The following is a 16,470-nucleotide window of genomic DNA, read 5'->3' as shown; positions in this document are numbered from 1 at the left end:
TTGCTAGGCGCTTTAAAATCACTCAATCCTTTCTTTTGTCCTGCATCATGACAAACTAAATATATAGGATGTCGTTTATTGCCCCAATTGTTTCCATATCTATTATCTTGTTTTTCCCTTCAGCATGGTATTCACCGAACAGGGCAGGCTTTAAACGTGTATCCAGTCTGCGATCGGAAAGGATCTGAGCAGCAAAGTGAGCGCCAAACTGTTGCTGGAAAAAAATACCGCTACTGGTTGCTGCTCCACCGCCGTTAGCGGGACCGTTCAGATTTATATCAGACAAATTCCACCTTCATATATTGAATGCTGTGCTGACGCACTATCCTTACTGTTCTTGAAAACTATTTTACGGGTAGTTTGTCAATAAAACAGAGAAATAGTATCCAGAAAATTATCTTGTTGCTGAATGTGGAGCCGCTCAGGCAGAGTGGCTGATGCCAAATCAGTATTGGCAACCTCCACTCACAACCGCCTCTGACAGCGCCGCAAAAAACGCCCCTCTGACACCTTATCCGCAAAGGGGCGCACCAGCATTGCAACCTTCAGCGCTTCCATTTCATTGATATGGCAGTCGCCATCACGAAAGAGCGCCATCATACCGCGAAGCAGATAATCATACAGGGACGAATTCTTTTCATGAACCGAACTTTCCGTCCTATATTTTTGCAATGCTGTTACCACGGACTCATGGTCTTCCTGCGAAGCGCCGACGCTACTGCGGATATAACCCCAGTAATTGACAGTAGTCTTGTTTAACAAATAGAGAAAAGCGTCGCAAAGTTGCTCAAACTCATTTGCCTTAAAGTACACCCGGCGAGTGTAGATATTAAAAAAATCTTGTAGTTCATTCAGCAACGCCAGTAGACTCTGTTTGCTGTCTACTTGTTCAACAGAGATATTACTTTCCGGGTGGTAGTTGGAGTAAATATCATCGGATGTATAGGGGATATGGCGGGGGGCGCGAAATGGCAGTCGTTGCCAGCCCCTGCGTTCTGGAAAGTAATTAGCACAGTACCAGCTATCTGCTGCAGGGATAAATTTTTCCATCAGCCAGCAATATGTCGTCAACGCATCCCAGTAATTACGAGGTCCGATGGCGTCCTTTTCCATACTATCGATATCGTATCGACTGGGAGGTTGCCAGATTAGCGCCACGCGATGATTAGTAAGGCTATTAAAATTAGGGTCGCGGCTGGCTAATAGTGTGACGTGATGCCCTTCGTTCATTACTTTGTCTTTATGACGGGTAAAGACCATAATGCGCTCACGGGCAGGATTAAATATCGACCACTCGCCTTCGGTATCCAGATAATCATGATGTTGACAAAAGGTGCTGATGCGACCCCATAGCCAGTAAGGAATCGAAATAAGATGAATATTATCACCGAGGGGAGTACTGTTCGAGAAATCAACGGTGCGACAAATCCGGTCAATTTCTTCCATGCGCAGTTTATAGCACATCCAGAACTTATCAAAAGCTTCGCAGAGAGATTGAGTTTCATTTAGGGTAAGTACAAGGCGGCAATTACCAATATCGCAATAATAATTTTCGCCATGTAGTTCTTTTAAAACCCACGGTCTGACTCCCGCCTCCGGTGGGCTACCGACCCCTTCGAAGGCAGAATTTAGCAGGTCATTCTGACTCATCGTTAGCAAAACATGGCTATAGCGGCCATTACGAAAATCAATGAAACAGGAGAGGGGATTCCCCTTCAGGTTAGGTAAAAACGCCTGAATAAACACGTGATCATTCTGCAGTGTATAGGTATCACCAATAATGTGTTCATATGGATGCGTGTAATTTCGCCAGGCAGAAGATTCGTTATAGTCCCACAAGCCATAGTTTTTGATATTTAACAGTGCTCGCTCACCATAAAAAAGAGATACCCAGCTCTCGTGACAAAAACGATACAACAGCTCTGGGCAATGCAGATTTTTCAGCCAGTCGTGGATCAGTTCCGAATCAAGAAGACGATGTACTATATTCAGTTCCTTAAAAAAAGCCTCTTGTTTTTTGTATTCTGTGATTAATTTCGCTGACGCTTTCTCACTGAGGAAAATGTGAAACTCATTGATTTTAACATGCCATTTCTCCCTATGTTCATTAAAGCGATTGATAGTGGATAGATATTGATTCGTTGTGAATTTTTCACAACGTTTCACTTCGTATAACGAATAAATATCCTGATTGCCGTGCTGATGATGTGTGAAAATATCCGCCCCAAATTGTGATTGGCCGGAAATGCCAATCGTCATGGCATCAACTATTTCTCCGCTTTTTAGCCGTTTTTTTATGAGCTCACAACAAAATAGTTCAAACGTTTTCGGCTCCATAAGCTCCAGAGGTATATAAGCATCTGCTTTTCCTACTGGTGGTCCCAGCTTAACAATCTGTTGTTCAATAGTATTCAACTGACTCCCTCCGTAAAATTGGTGAAGATGACAGATTAGCGACCTGTGCTTAAATTTATAACAATCTGCGAACTGTATTACACCACTTCCTGTTGCTGTTTTTGCCCGACAGTGAAATCTTATGCCCGTGGCTTTAAATTCAGGGGCCGGTATTGGAACTCCGAGAAATGTTGGTTACTGTGGAAAAGAAAGCCCCGCGCTGGCTAATACGCTTACCCACCGCTGGCCCAAAAGCGGAAGATTGATTGCTTAAGCCTACGGCTTCGGGCCCGGATAAATCTAACCTTCACGCTACTGCTGATGCTCCTCCGAGACAGCCCTGATCCGGAAACCGCCTCGTATTTCGTTTATCCGATTCGCCATAATCCTTTGAACCGCAAAAACAGTTTTCTATTATCTGCCTTCTTAGTGACACATTTCGTTCCCACCAGCACCGCCCTCCGATGAATAACGGCTTTCTGCCCACTTCATTACGAAAAGGAAATCACCATGAATTTGATGAATAATTGCGCACCTCCCGCCAAGGATGTTATATCAAAATATAATATTTGGAGGTGCGCTATGTATAAAACTCGTCTTAAAAGGTCGGCGGATCCATCATGCTGGCGGTTCCTCCCGCCGTGCTTAAAACGCTGGAGCTATCTACGGACAGCGAAGTCGGCATGACCATTAACAATGGATGCTGATTATCGAACCCCAGAAACGACCTCATTATTCGCTTGAGGAGCTGCTGGCGCAGTGCGATCCGCACGCTGAAATGAGCGAAGAGGAACGGGAATGGATTGATGCGCCTGCGGTGGGCAAGGAGATCCTATAAATGGAAAGAGGGAAAATTTGGCTTGTTTCACTGGTTCCGATTGCTGGCCACGAGCAAAGTGGAAAACGTCCGGTACTTATCGTATCTAAGGCATCGTTTAACAAGCTGACCCGGCTACCGGTAGTGGTTCCAGTTACCAGCGGCGGTAACTTTGCACGTACAGCAGGTTTCACCGTTTCACTGGAAGGGGCGGGGACAAAAACAACGGGTGATGTTCGCTGCGACCAGCCAGAACCATTGATATGGTTGCCCGGAACGGCATGCGACTGGAACGCATACCTGACGCTGTGGTAAATGAGGTGCTTGCCAGGCTGGATGCGATTCTGAGTTAACATCAGAGACGCAGAAAAGCAAAAAGCCCGCTCAGGTTTCCCTGAGCGGGCTTTTCTAATTCTGGCTCCTCTGACTGGACTCGAACCAGTGACATACGGATTAACAGTCCGCCGTTCTACCGACTGAACTACAGAGGAATCGCTTGAACGGGGCGAATATTAGCGGCGCCGATCCCGCTTGTCAAAGCCCTGTTTAACGAAATGCGTTCGGATGCTCGTAAAAGCAGCGGATTGGTGAATTTTTCCCGAATCTGCTGGCTTTTCAAACTGCCAACAGGATCTCACTTTGCGGGCATTTCTCTGCAGATGTTAGAGGCATGTCAAAGTTTTGTTCTTTGCCGATGTCAAAACAGCCGTTTCAGTGCTTTTATGATAAAAATTTCAAAACGAGATTTTATGGAATAAATAAACTGCTTAGCGTTACGGTCGTCATTTTCCCCGGAAACTGAAACGGCAGGTCGGAAGTAACTGTTTGCAGATCAAGTGATTGTGAAAAGGAGTGGTCGATCACAAAAATAGCCAGAAGCCGAAGTCTAACCTCAAAATTCCCGAAACAGACGCCAGACAGGCTGGGTGAATGTAAAAGATATTTTTCATTCGCGGTCACAGCCGCTGAGCAAGTTAACAAATAAGAAGGGTCCCTATGAACATCAAAAAAACGATTGTCGCCTCACTGTTAGCCTGCATGTTACCTGCCGCGGTTATGGCAAAAGATATTTCGGTCGGCGTCTCAATGGCGCTGTTTGATGACAACTTCCTCACCATTCTGCGCACGGCCATGCAGAAAGAGATGCAGAAAGATGGCGTTAAAGGGCAGGTTGAGGATGCAAAAGGCGACGTTTCACAGCAGCTGCAGCAGGTGCAGAACTTTATCGGTCAGGGTGTCGATGCCCTGATCGTCAACCCGGTCGACACAAATGCGGTAAAACCGATTATGGATCAGGCGTCAAAAGCGGGCATCCCGCTGATCTTTGTTAACCGCCGTCCAGGGGCTGAACTCACCGGCAAAATGGCCTATGTGGGGTCCGATTCAGAACTGGCCGGGCGGTTACAGATGGAAGCGCTGGCTAAAGCAATGAACGGCAAAGGCAACGTCGCCATTCTGATGGGTGACCTGGCGAATGAATCGACCCGCGACCGTACCAAAGGTGTGGAAGAGGTGGCCGCTAAATATCCTGGCATCAAAATTGTTCAGAAGCAGACCGCCAAATTTACCCGTAACGACGCGGTGGATGTGGTCAGTAACTGGATGACGGCCGGTGATGAAATCAATGCTATCGCGTCGAACAACGATGAAATGGCAATCGGTGCGCTGCAGGCACTGGGTAAAAACCCGAACAAAATCCTGATTGCTGGCGTCGATGGTACACCGGATGCACTGCAGATGCTGAAGCAGGGCAAGATGGTCGCCACCGTCTTCCAGGATGCGAAGGGGCAGGGCGAAGGCTCGGTGCAGACTGCGATCAAACTGGTGAAAGGCGAACAGGTCCAGAAAATTATCAACATCCCTTACCAGCTGATTACCAAAGAGAACATGGAACAGTTTACCCAGCGTAACCTGAAATAATCGTTCCCGACTCAGCCTGACGGAGGTGATGTATGAACGCGTTTGCGCTTGAAGCCGAAGGCATCAGCAAGTTCTTCCCCGGCGTGAAAGCCCTCGACAACGTCTCGTTGCGGGTGCGTCCGGGAACGGTACATGCCTTGATGGGCGAAAATGGCGCGGGCAAATCCACTTTAATGAAGTGCCTTATCGGGATCTATCGTCCCGATAAGGGCACCATCAAAATTAAAGGGGAGCCGGTGCAGTTTCACGACACCATGGACGCGTTGCGTTCCGGCATTTCGATGATTCACCAGGAGCTTAACCTGGTGCCCTACATGACCGTCGCTGAGAATATCTGGCTGGGCCGCGAGCCGATGAAATTTGGTTTTGTCGATCACGCCCGGCTTAATCAGGTGACACAGGAACTGCTCAACCGCCTGAACATCCGCCTGAAAGCCGATCGGATGGTGGGTGAACTGAGTATCGCCTCACAGCAGATGGTCGAGATTGCCAGAGCGGTCTCCTGGGACTCGGACGTCGTCATTATGGACGAGCCCACCTCCGCGCTTACGGAAACCGAAGTGGCGCATCTCTTCACCATCATTCGCGACCTGCGCGAGCAGGGCAAAGCGATCATCTACATCAGTCACAAGATGGATGAAATCTTCACCATCACCGATGAGGTCAGCATTTTCCGCGATGGCAGCTGGATCGCCAGCGACCAGACGGAGAAGTATACCCGCCAGTCGCTGATCACCCAGATGGTCGGGCGTGAACTGACCCAGCTGTTTCCGAAATTTAACAGCGCCATTGGCGAAGAGGTGCTGACGGTGCGAAACCTCACCTGCAAAGATCGTTTCACCGATGTCAGCTTCAGCGTGCGGCGCGGGGAGATCCTCGGCGTCGCCGGGCTGGTGGGCGCCGGTCGCAGCGAGGTGATGGAGAGTCTGTTTGGCATGGAGAGCTTTGACAGCGGCGAGATCTTAATTGATGGCGTACCGGTGACGATCGACTCGCCGTCCACCGCGATCGAAAAGGGCATGGCGTTCCTGACCGAAGACCGTAAGAAATCCGGACTCTTTCTGGTGCTCTCGGTGATGGAGAACATGAGCATCGTCAATATGCCGGAGTACAGCGGTAAAAGCGGCTTTGTCAGCCATGTGAAGATGGCGCAGGACTGCATGGACCAAATCCGCCGTCTCAATATCAAAACCCCGACAATGGATCAGATCATCAATAACCTCAGCGGCGGAAATCAGCAGAAAGTCCTGATTGCCCGCTGGCTGCTGGCTCAGCCGAAGATTCTGATTCTGGACGAGCCGACCCGTGGCATTGACGTCGGCGCAAAAGCGGAGATTTACCGCTTAATCAGTGAACTCGCCAACCGTGGCGTGGCGATCATCATGGTCTCCTCTGAACTGCCGGAAATCCTTGGCATGAGCGACCGGGTGATGGTCATGCACGGCGGGCGTATAACCGGCATCCTCGATAAAGAAGAAGCCGATCAGGAAACCATTCTGTCGTTGGCATCCGAATGAGGCGCGAAACCACTATGAGCAATATGAAAGTTACTGCCACCCCGGCAGCCCCGCAGCAACCCTCTTTTTTTGCCAGTCTGCGTCATAAGCTGCCGAAAGATACCGGCATTTTTGTGGTGATGGTGGGGATTGCACTGATTTTTGAAATGTTCGGCTGGTATGTGCGTGACCAGTCTTTCCTGCTCAACACCAATCGCCTGATCCTGATTGTGCTGCAGGTGGCGATTATCGGGATTATTGCCGTCGGCGTGACCCAGGTCATCATTACGACCGGCATCGATCTCTCCTCCGGTTCCGTGATCGCCCTGGCGGCGGTGGTGGCTGCAAGTCTGGCGCAGACCTCCGACAGTCTCTCACCGATGTTCCCGTCACTGGTCAATATGCCCGCGGTCATCCCGGTTGCTGCCGGTATCGGAGTCGGGCTGCTGGCAGGGCTGGTCAACGGGGTGCTGATTACCCGTACCGGTATTCCGCCCTTTATCGCCACGCTGGGTATGATGGTGTCGGCTCGCGGCCTTGCGCAGTACTACACTCAGGGCAATCCGATCAGCTTCCTCTCTGACGGCTTTACCGCCATAGGCCAGGGCGCGATGCCGGTTGTGATTTTCCTGGCGGTCGCGCTGCTGTTCCATATCGCCCTGAAACATACCCGCTACGGCAAATATGTGTATGCCATCGGCGGCAACATGACCTCGGCGAAAGTCTCCGGGATCAACGTTAATAAGTATCTGATCATTGTCTACACCATTGCGGGTGCCCTGTCGGGTCTGGCTGGTGTGGTTCTGGCGGCGCGCGTCAGCAGCGGTCAGTCAAGCATGGGGATGTCCTACGAGCTGGACGCCATTGCCGCAGCCGTTATCGGTGGTAGCAGTCTGATGGGCGGCGTCGGGCGTATCACAGGTACATTGATTGGTGCGGTGATCCTCGGCCTGATTAAAAGCGGATTCACCTTCGTGGGTGTCGATGCCTACATTCAGGACATTATCAAAGGGATCATTATCGTGGCAGCCGTCTCTATCGATATGCATCGCAACCGCAAAAAACGCTGACCGGCAACCGTTGCCCTCTTCAGCGACAGGGAGAGGGCAGCACCTGCTGTTTATTCATCACGGCGCTTCATGATAAGAAATCCCGCTGATAGCGGTTACATCGTTTTCAGGCCGGTTAAGCCGCGATGCAGGCCAGACAGGCCTTCAGCCGATGTCATGCCCTTTCACTGCACTAAAACTGTACAACCCGTCATCACTTTTCTGCACACCCTCCTCGCAGCAAATGCACTGTCACAGTGCGTCCGGGCGGTCTGGCTTCCCGGCTCAGCCATTCCCGATCCTTATTAACCCCTAAGAGGTAATCAGAAACGCTTATTTTCCGGGCCGTTAGGAAAAATCCTGAGTCTAGTCAGGGAGCGATATTTAAACCTGGCCTGCATCTTGCAAAATCTCTCTCATCAGGCGAAGGACGCAGATCCTATTCGCTATTCAGGGCTAGTGACGGAGGCAAGATGAATTTAAGACGACTGAAATACTTTGTGAAAATCGTCGATATCGGCAGTCTGACGCAGGCAGCGGAAGTGCTGCATATCGCCCAGCCTGCACTCAGTCAGCAGGTCGCCACGCTGGAGAATGAACTGGATCAGCAGTTACTGATCCGCACCAAGCGGGGCGTCACGCCGACAGAGGCCGGTAAGATTCTCTACGGTCATGCGCGCACCATTCTGCGCCAGTGTGAGCAGGCCCAGACGGCGGTCATCAATGCCGGTCAGATCCTCAGTGGTCAGGTTTCAATTGGTCTGGCACCAGGTACCGCGGCCTCTTCGCTGACGATGCCGCTGCTGCAGACCGTTCGCGATCAGTTTCCTGAAGTCCTGGTCTACCTGCACGAAAACAGCGGTAGCGTACTGAATGAGAAAGTGATGTCCGGTCAGCTGGATATGGCGGTGCTCTACGACCGCGCGCCCACAGCCGGGATCAACAGCATGCCGCTGATGAAAGAGGATCTCTATCTGGTGGGCGCCACCGACTGCCCGGGTGCCAGCGTTGATCTGGCGGATGTGGCGCAGATGAGCCTGTTCCTGCCGCGCGACTACAGTGCGGTGCGTAAGCGGGTTGATGAAGCGTTTTCCCTGCGTCGCCTGAGCGCCCGCATTATCGGTGAGATTGAATCGATTTCTACCCTGACCGCCGCCATTTCCAGCGGCATGGGCGTAACCGTATTACCGGAATCCGCCGCCCGTTCGCTGGTGGGGTCGACGGATGCCTGGATGGCGCGCATCAACAGTCCCTCACTCAGTCTGCCGCTGTCGCTGAACATCTCCGCGCGGTTGCCGCTGTCGCCTTCCGCACAGGCGGTGAAAAACATCCTGCTGTCGCTGCTGAACACGCCGCTGAACGAGGAGCGGGAGCTGATGTTAGTGAGTTAATACTAGGGGGCCTGCCAGGCGCGGGGCGTTTTCACTTGGCGGTGGGGAGTGTTTACCTGGCGGCGGGCTGGCTCTGAGAAGGTTTCGCCCGCCAGGCGTGAGGGAGTTTCAGCCTGCCCGTGCAGGCGGACGCGTCAAGGGGCGGACGCCCGCCCCTTAACAATCCCGGCGTCCGGCAGCCTCCGCGCCCCGCGTTGCGGGGTACCTTCGTCACGCCCTGCGGCCGACGGACCGTCCGGACTCGCCATCCCTGGCTCGTGCCGTCCTTTCGCCGACGTCCTGTCGGCTCATCCTGGCCTCCGGTTGCTCCTCAGCGCGCCGGATGCCTCTCCCACACCCCCGCCTTTGATATCTTCGTTTTTCCTAAATGGAGCGTTGTCTGTTTGCACCGAAGCCAAAGACATTCTTTAAAACTCACCGCAGTAAAGTTCTTAACAGTAGAAGAAGAGATAACAGCGGGGAGGGAGGCCGTCTGAGCCGCTGAGCGGATGAGGGATTTCAGGACGAGCGACAGGGATGTCGCGAAGAGGCAGGGTCGCGCCAGGGATGGCGCGTCCTGCCGGTCCGTGAGAAATCCGGAAGAAGCGAAGGGACCGCGAAGCGGCGGTGAGGCAGGCCGGAGCCCGGGGTCAAGGGGGCGCGGCGACTGGCGCCCCCTTGTCGGTCGCCTGCAGAGGCGAAACTGAAACTGCCGGACTTATCCGGCGAACGAAACTTGCTCAGACTCAACCCGCGTAGCGACCTTCCCCAGCGCCCATTCACGCAACGAACAACCCCACCCTTTATTCCCTAAATTCATAAAGCCAAATTTTTTAGTATTTCCCGTTATCAATAATAGTTCTTACCATCACAGAATCAGATTATGTAAAGGGAGGTAAATACCGTGAATTTCCAGCAGCTTAAAATTATCCGCGAGGCGGCCCGCTGTGAATTTAATTTAACGGAAGTCGCTAACACGCTCTTTACCTCCCAGTCGGGTGTGAGTCGGCACATCCGGGATCTGGAAGATGAACTTGGCGTGGAGATCTTTATCCGCCGCGGTAAACGTCTGCTGGGAATGACCGAGCCGGGTAAAGCGCTGCTGACCATTGCCGAACGCATCCTTGATGAGGCGGGTAAAGTCCGCCGCCTGGCCGATGTGTTTACCAATGAAACCAGCGGTATCCTCACGATCGCCACCACCCATACTCAGGCGCGCTACAGCCTGCCGAAGATCATCAAAGCGTTTCGCCAGCTCTATCCGAATGTCCGGCTGGAACTCAATCAGGGCTCCCCGCAGGAGATTGTATCGATGCTGCTGGCGGGAGAGGCAGATGTCGGCATCGCCAGTGAGATGCTGGTTAACAACAGCAGCCTGGCGGCTTTTCCCTGGTTCAGCTGGCACCACGCCTTACTGGTGCCAAAAGGGCATGAGCTGGTGCAGAACCAGCCCGTTTCGCTGAGCACCCTCAGCCGCCATCCCCTTATTACCTACCGGCAGGGCATTACCGGCCGTTCCCGGGTGGATCGCGCCTTCCAGAGCGCCGGTCTGAAACCGGACATCGTACTCAGCGCTCAGGACTCCGACGTGGTGAAAACCTACGTTAAGCTCGGGTTAGGCGTCGGGATTCTGGCCGACCAGGCGTGTGAAACCGAAGAGAGTGAAGAGCTGGTGCGCATTGATGCCACCCATCTGTTCGATGCCAGCACCGTCTGGCTCGGCCTGAAGCGCGGTCAGCTGCAACGCAACTATGTCTGGCAGTTTCTGGAACTCTGCAACGCCAACCTGTCACTGGAGGAGATCAAGCGTCAGGCGCTCTCGTACAGCAGCGACGACGAGCCGGTTATCGACTTCCAGATTTAATCACTCCGCGCATCCGGCAGGATGCGCCGGGTTTCCCCCACGGCATAAAATTTCGAAAGCCTGCTTAAAACCTCTTCGCCAGCCTCTCTCTCACCCTGAAACAACATCCTGCACTCACCGGGCGCGATAAAGTGGAAGCAGCTCACTACAGGGGGATGTTATGTCGCAACTTCAACTCAACGACAGCGATCTGCTGCGCCAGCAGGCGCTGTTTGCCGGATGCTGGCAGGATGCGCAGCAGGGGGCCACGCTGCCGGTTACCAATCCCGCCACGGGTGAAACGCTGGCGACGATCCCGGCGCTGGGATACGCCGAAACGGAGCAGGCCATTGCTTATGCGGAAACGGTACGCATCAGCTGGGGCAGGACGCCCAATGCCAGCCGTGCCGCGCTGCTGGAGAAGTGGCATCAGCTGATTATTGAAAATGCCGATGACCTGGCAATCATCATGACCGCCGAACAGGGTAAACCGCTGGCAGAAGCCAGAGGGGAAGTGCTGTACGGGGCCAGCTTCGTGAAATGGTTCGCCGAAGAGGCGCGCCGCATTTATGGCGATACCATTCCCGCGCCCAGCGATGACCGCCGCATTCTGGTGCTGAAACAGCCGGTCGGCGTGGCCGCCGCGATTACACCGTGGAATTTCCCGATTGCGATGATCACCCGCAAGGTAGCGCCTGCGCTGGCGGCTGGCTGTCCGATCATCGTTAAACCTTCAGAACTGACGCCGCTCTCCGCGCTGGCGCTGGCCGTGCTGGCAGAGCGCGCCGGTTTCCCGCCCGGGGTATTGCAGGTAGTAACCGGCCTGCCCACGGAGATTGGCGCGGCCCTGACCGGGAGCCGCACGGTGCGCAAAATCTCCTTTACCGGCTCTACCCGGATCGGGCAGTTACTGATGCAGCAGAGCGCCGACAGCATCAAACGTCTGAGTCTGGAGCTGGGTGGAAACGCACCGCTGATTGTCTTTGAGGATGCCGATATCGAGGTTGCGGTGGCCGGGGTCATGCTCAGCAAATTTCGCAACGCCGGACAGACCTGCGTCTGCGCCAACCGCATTCTGGTGCAGCGCAGTATCTATGCGCGCTTTACCGCACGACTGCTGGAGGCGGTCGCCACGCTGAAAGTGGGCGATGGTTTTGCGCCTGACAGCACCATCGGCCCGCTGATCAATGACCGAGCGGTGGAAAAAGTGAATGGTCACATTGATGATGCGCTGAGCCAGGGCGCAACCCTGCTGACCGGCGGCATCAGCCAGGGCAATGGCACCTTTGTACAGCCTACGGTTCTGGGGGAGGTGACCGCCTCGATGCGCATCGCACATGAGGAGACCTTTGGCCCGGTCGCGCCACTGTTTATTTTTGACAGTGAAGAGGAGGCGATCGCCATGGCGAACGACACGCCCTATGGTCTGGGGGCCTACTTCTTCACCGAGAACATCCGGCGGGCGTGGCGGGTCGCGGAAGCGCTGGAGTTCGGGATGGTCGGCTTCAATACCGGTGCGATCTCACTGGAAGTGGCTCCCTTTGGCGGAGTGAAACTCTCCGGCATTGGCCGGGAAGGATCACGTTACGGCATTGATGAATATCTGGAACAAAAAACGTTTCATATCGGCAGTCTGTGAATAACGAGTAATTAAACGCCAGCCGGTTCATCCGGCTGGCGTTTTTTTTGTCGGCTATTCCGGATGATTTTTTTCGGCGTCAACGTATCGGGTTTAAAACATAAGAAATGATTCGGGATGTGAAGTGCTTCAGTAAACCGGCGGGGCAGGCTTCAGTTAATCATCCGCCTTGCCCGGAATATCCGCTTTGGTGCAATTTCCGTGCAGGCTGCACCAGCAGAGCGCAGGATTTTTGTGAAGTAAATCATCTGTTTAATTGTTCGGCAATTCCGCAAAAAATCATCCGGCAATACGGCAGAAAATTTTTTTGCGCTGTTTTAAACGCATTTTTATTTTTTGCCCGGCTGGCATACTTTCTGCATTAGCTTATTACCCGCGCAGAAATCGGCGGCTGAAAAACGAATTAACCAGCAACTGATGGGTGTAACAAATAAGGAATTATTCCATGTTAAGTTTCGACCCTGAAAACGTTTCTCTTCCGGCTGGCCATTATATTGGCGGCCAGCACGTGCAAGGCCAGGGTGCCCTGTCTGAGGTTAAACGCCCCTCAGACGGCCGGGTCTATGCGCAGCTACGGGACGCCACGCCAGAAGATGTCGATCACGCCGTGACCGTGGCGCATCAGGCGCTGAAAACCAGCGGCTGGTCAGGCTGCGCGCCACGGGAACGTGGCCGGGTTCTGCGCCGCTGGGCAGATCTGATTGAGCAGGATCCCCTGCTGGCCCAGCTGGAAGCGCTGGGATCGACCCGACCCATCAGCGACGTGGTGCAGCACGAAATCCCTTTCACGGCCGAAGCGATTCGCTTCTATGCCGAATGCGCTGACAAATACAGCGGCGATCTCTTTCCCACCCGCGACAGCAGCCTCGGCATGCTGATCGCTGAACCCTATGGCGTGATTGGCGCGATTACCCCGTGGAATTTCCCGTTGTCGATGGCGTCGTGGAAATGCGGTCCGGCGCTGGCGGCGGGCAATGCGGTGGTGCTCAAGCCGTCTGAACTGACGCCGTTCTCCACCGTGCGCATGGCCGAACTGGCGATTCAGGCGGGCTTACCGGCCGGGGTGCTGAACATCGTGCAGGGCAGTGGGGCGGTCACCGGCAGTGCGCTGGTGAAACACCCGCTGGTGCGCAAAGTCTCGTTTACCGGCTCGACGCAGACCGGTGCACGCATCATGAGCGACGCGGCACAGTTCGGCATGAAACCGGTCACGCTGGAGCTGGGAGGCAAAAGTCCGCAGCTGGTCTTTGATGATGCAGGCGACACTGAGGTGCTGGCCCAGCGCATTCTGCGCGGCTTCACCGCTAACGGCGGTCAGGCCTGTGTGGCGGGCACCCGCCTGATTGTGCAGCGCAACATCGCCGATCCGCTGGTTGAGCGGCTGGCGCAGCTCTGCCGGGAAGTGAAACCGGGCGTCACCTGGCAGGAGAGCAGCCGCTACGCGCCGCTGATTGATGCGCGCCAGGGCAACAAAGTCAGCTCGGTCATTGAGGCGGCGAAAGCGCAGGGTGCCGAGGTGATTGTCGGCGGCGCGCGTTTTGCCGACACCGACGAGGGCTGGTTCTGGCAGCCTACGCTGCTCAGCCACGTCACCCAGGATAACCCGGCGGTGCAGCAGGAGATCTTTGGCCCGGTGCTGACGGTGCAGACCTTTGATGATGAAGAGCAGGGACTGGCGATGGCGGCACATGCGATCTACGGCCTCTGTGCCGGGGTGCACACGCTGAGCCTGCCGCGTGCGCTGCGCGCCATGCGCGCCATTGACGCCGGCACCGTCTGGATCAACCGCTATGGCCGCTCCGGCGACTTCATCATCCCCACCGGCGGCTTTCTCGGCTCCGGCATTGGTAAAGATTTAGGGCGTCAGGCATTTCAGGCCTGCCAGCGCCAGAAGAGCGTTCTTATCGATTTCTAAGCACAACTGACGACTATGAGGGTGTGACATGGCTCTGTTTAAACCGAAATTTATCACGTTCGACTGTTACGGCACGCTGATTCGCTTCGATATGGCCGGCGCCGCGCAGCGCTGTTTCAGCGACCGCGTCGACCCGGCCGACATGGACGCCTTTACCCGGGACTTTTCAGCCTACCGCCTGGATGAAGTGCTGGGCGCATGGAAACCCTACTACGACGTGGTCAGCAATGCGATTCAGCGCACCTGTAAAAAATGGGGTGTTCGCTGGGAGAAAGCCGACAGCGACTTTATCTACACCGACTGCGCGAGCTGGGGCCCGCATCCCGACGTGCCGGCAGGTCTGGCGAAAGTCGCCGAAGCGTTTCCGCTGGTGCTGCTCACCAACTCAATGAAAGATCTGATCCCGCATCATATTCCGCGTCTGGGCGCGCCCATCCACATGACCATTACGGCGGAAGAGGCGGGTGCCTACAAACCGCAGATGAAGGGCTTCGAGTACATGCTGGACAAGCTCGGCTGCGGCCCGGAGGAGATCCTGCACGTCTCCTCCAGTTTCCGCTATGACCTGATGACCGCACACGATCTCGGCATCAAAAACAAAGTCTGGGTCAATCGCGGCCATGAGCCGGCAAACCCCTACTACGGGTACACCGAAATTAACGACATCGGCGGCCTGCCTGGCGTCGTCGGACTCTGAGGAACCCCCATGAAACTGGAATCGTTCTGGCAGGCCACGGCTCCCGCCTTTACCGGTGCCGCCCGCGAACCGCTGCCGGCCCACGCTGACGTGGTGGTGATCGGCGGCGGCTTCACCGGCGTCTCGGCGGCGCTCAGCCTGGCGCGCAGCGGAATCAGCGTTGTGCTGCTGGAGAGTGGCGAAGTTATGAGCCAGGCGTCGGCGCGCAATGGTGGCCACTGCAACACCGGTGTGGCGCAGAACTTCGCCGCGCTGGTGGCCAGTCAGGGCCTGGAGCAGGCCAGCCGCTTCTATCGGGCGTTTGACGATGCCGTGAGCTATGTCCGGCAACTGATCCAGGACGAAGCGATCGACTGCGACTTCCGGCTGTGTGGCAAGCTCAAGCTCGCCAGCAAAGCGTCTCATATGGCCGGGTTGCAGGAGGCTTATGAACTGATGCGCCGCACCGTTGACCCGGAGATCGCCCTGCTCGACAAAACGGCGGTGCGTGACGAGATCGCCAGCGATGACTTTCACGGTGGCCTGCTGCAGCAGCGTGGCGGTCAGATGCACATGGGCAAGTTTGGTGTCGGTCTGGCCGAAGCGGCCGCCCGCAGCGGCGCAAAAATTTTCCCCCATCACGCCGTGACGAAGTTAGAGCGGATGAAGGGGTATCAGCACCGGGTCCACACCGCGCAGGGCACGCTGCTGGCGGATAAAGTGCTGATGGCGACCGGCTGCTCCAACGTCGGTCCCTTTCCCTGGTTTCAGCGCCGCATCGTGCCGGTCGGCAGCTTTATTGTGGTGACGGAAGCGCTGGACCCGGCGCTGCTGCAACAGGTGCTGCCGCAGGACCGCACCTACGTCACCTCTCTGAATATCGGCAACTACTTCCGCACCACCGCCGATCGCCGTCTGGTGTTTGGCGGGCGCGCCCGGTTTGCGGTCAGCAATCCCACCTCGGACTCCCGCAGTGGCGAGATCCTGCGCCGGGCGATGACGCAGATGCTGCCCCAGCTCGGCCAGGCGCAGGTGGACTACTGCTGGGGCGGCATGGTCGATATGACGGCCGACCGTCTGCCTCACGCCGGTGAACAGGATGGCGTTTTCTACTCGCTGGGCTACAGCGGTCACGGCACCCAGATGTCGGTCTGGATGGGGCGGGTCATGGCCGACCTGCTGGCTGAAAAAGCGACGGACAATCCCTGGCAGCGTGAGACATGGCCCGCGCTGCCCGGTTATCACGGTAAGCCATGGTTTTTACCGCTCGCAGGACTCTATTACAAAGCAAAGGATCGCCTTTCATAACCCCCATCGGAGGCTGGCTGCCAGGTTGCCAGCACCGTAAGAA

The 16,470-nt window shown here is 55.2% G+C and carries 11 protein-coding genes, 1 tRNA gene and 2 pseudogenes; 11 read left to right on the top strand and 3 right to left on the bottom strand.

Annotation, left to right across the window (positions count from 1 at the left end; translation table 11 throughout):
- Positions 1-55: 55 nt before the first annotated feature.
- Positions 56-286, bottom strand: coding sequence for a hypothetical protein (locus tag AC6I7A_RS11860; RefSeq protein WP_058958412.1), 231 nt, complete (start codon positions 284-286; stop codon positions 56-58).
- A 179-nt stretch (positions 287-465) separates the two neighbouring features.
- Positions 466-2,415 carry a hypothetical protein gene (locus tag AC6I7A_RS11855; protein ID WP_058958411.1) on the bottom strand — a complete coding sequence of 650 codons (1,950 nt, stop codon included), beginning with the start codon at positions 2,413-2,415 and terminating at the stop codon, positions 466-468.
- Between the two features lie 561 nt (positions 2,416-2,976).
- Here AC6I7A_RS11855 and AC6I7A_RS11850 point away from each other — a divergent pair.
- Together AC6I7A_RS11850 and AC6I7A_RS11845 are read left to right on the top strand one after the other, a co-directional pair.
- Positions 2,977-3,232 (top strand): annotated as a pseudogene (locus tag AC6I7A_RS11850) (AbrB/MazE/SpoVT family DNA-binding domain-containing protein).
- Positions 3,233-3,564, top strand: a pseudogene (locus AC6I7A_RS11845) (type II toxin-antitoxin system PemK/MazF family toxin).
- Between the two features lie 62 nt (positions 3,565-3,626).
- Here the strand turns inward: AC6I7A_RS11845 and AC6I7A_RS11840 are convergent.
- Positions 3,627-3,702 (bottom strand) — tRNA-Asn (locus AC6I7A_RS11840).
- Positions 3,703-4,207: 505 nt separating this feature from the next.
- Between AC6I7A_RS11840 and AC6I7A_RS11835 the strand changes: the two genes are divergently transcribed.
- The 9 genes from AC6I7A_RS11835 to AC6I7A_RS11795 all read left to right on the top strand — a co-directional run bounded on the left by AC6I7A_RS11835 (position 4,208) and on the right by AC6I7A_RS11795 (position 16,427).
- Positions 4,208-5,131: a sugar ABC transporter substrate-binding protein gene (locus tag AC6I7A_RS11835; RefSeq protein WP_009089392.1), complete on the top strand. Its 924-nt coding sequence runs from the start codon at positions 4,208-4,210 to the stop codon at positions 5,129-5,131.
- Positions 5,132-5,163: 32 nt separating this feature from the next.
- Positions 5,164-6,648, top strand: a complete 1,485-nt coding sequence (locus AC6I7A_RS11830; RefSeq protein WP_046102148.1) for a sugar ABC transporter ATP-binding protein — start codon at positions 5,164-5,166, stop codon at positions 6,646-6,648.
- Positions 6,649-6,671: 23 nt separating this feature from the next.
- A complete protein-coding gene (locus AC6I7A_RS11825) occupies positions 6,672-7,697 on the top strand; it encodes an ABC transporter permease (RefSeq protein WP_181161923.1) in 1,026 nt (341 codons plus the stop codon).
- A gap of 452 nt (positions 7,698-8,149) precedes the next feature.
- The gene (nac, locus tag AC6I7A_RS11820) at positions 8,150-9,067 is read left to right on the top strand and encodes a nitrogen assimilation transcriptional regulator NAC (protein ID WP_009089395.1); all 918 of its coding nucleotides are present in this window, start codon (positions 8,150-8,152) and stop codon (positions 9,065-9,067) included.
- 883 nt (positions 9,068-9,950) lie between these two features.
- On the top strand, positions 9,951-10,910 hold the full coding sequence (cbl, locus tag AC6I7A_RS11815; RefSeq protein WP_009089396.1) for an HTH-type transcriptional regulator Cbl: 960 nt from the start codon (positions 9,951-9,953) through the stop codon (positions 10,908-10,910).
- 160 nt (positions 10,911-11,070) lie between these two features.
- A complete protein-coding gene (locus tag AC6I7A_RS11810; protein WP_058958300.1) occupies positions 11,071-12,528 on the top strand; it encodes an NAD-dependent succinate-semialdehyde dehydrogenase in 1,458 nt (485 codons plus the stop codon).
- Between the two features lie 445 nt (positions 12,529-12,973).
- Entirely contained in the window at positions 12,974-14,443 is a 1,470-nt protein-coding gene (locus tag AC6I7A_RS11805; protein ID WP_058958299.1) for an aldehyde dehydrogenase family protein, read from the top strand.
- A gap of 28 nt (positions 14,444-14,471) precedes the next feature.
- Complete coding sequence (locus tag AC6I7A_RS11800; protein ID WP_046102145.1) at positions 14,472-15,140, top strand: haloacid dehalogenase type II; 669 nt, start codon at positions 14,472-14,474, stop codon at positions 15,138-15,140.
- A gap of 9 nt (positions 15,141-15,149) precedes the next feature.
- Positions 15,150-16,427 carry an NAD(P)/FAD-dependent oxidoreductase gene (locus AC6I7A_RS11795; RefSeq protein ID WP_058958298.1) on the top strand — a complete coding sequence of 426 codons (1,278 nt, stop codon included), beginning with the start codon at positions 15,150-15,152 and terminating at the stop codon, positions 16,425-16,427.
- Positions 16,428-16,470 lie beyond the last annotated feature (43 nt).

It is taken from the genome of Type-F symbiont of Plautia stali, from assembly GCF_059731105.1.
The sequence above is the reverse complement of the archived record's forward strand: the minus strand, read 5'-3'. Positions and strand labels throughout refer to the sequence as shown.

Bases quoted from the DNA above. Each gene is read 5' to 3' on its own strand.
- AC6I7A_RS11835 (WP_009089392.1), top strand. From the start codon at position 4,208: ATGAACATCAAAAAAACGATTGTCGCCTCACTGTTAGCCTGCATGTTA.
- AC6I7A_RS11830 (WP_046102148.1), top strand. From the start codon at position 5,164: ATGAACGCGTTTGCGCTTGAAGCCGAAGGCATCAGCAAGTTCTTCCCC.
- AC6I7A_RS11825 (WP_181161923.1), top strand. From the start codon at position 6,672: ATGAAAGTTACTGCCACCCCGGCAGCCCCGCAGCAACCCTCTTTTTTT.
- nac (WP_009089395.1), top strand. From the start codon at position 8,150: ATGAATTTAAGACGACTGAAATACTTTGTGAAAATCGTCGATATCGGC.
- AC6I7A_RS11810 (WP_058958300.1), top strand. From the start codon at position 11,071: ATGTCGCAACTTCAACTCAACGACAGCGATCTGCTGCGCCAGCAGGCG.
- AC6I7A_RS11805 (WP_058958299.1), top strand. From the start codon at position 12,974: ATGTTAAGTTTCGACCCTGAAAACGTTTCTCTTCCGGCTGGCCATTAT.
- AC6I7A_RS11800 (WP_046102145.1), top strand. From the start codon at position 14,472: ATGGCTCTGTTTAAACCGAAATTTATCACGTTCGACTGTTACGGCACG.
- AC6I7A_RS11795 (WP_058958298.1), top strand. From the start codon at position 15,150: ATGAAACTGGAATCGTTCTGGCAGGCCACGGCTCCCGCCTTTACCGGT.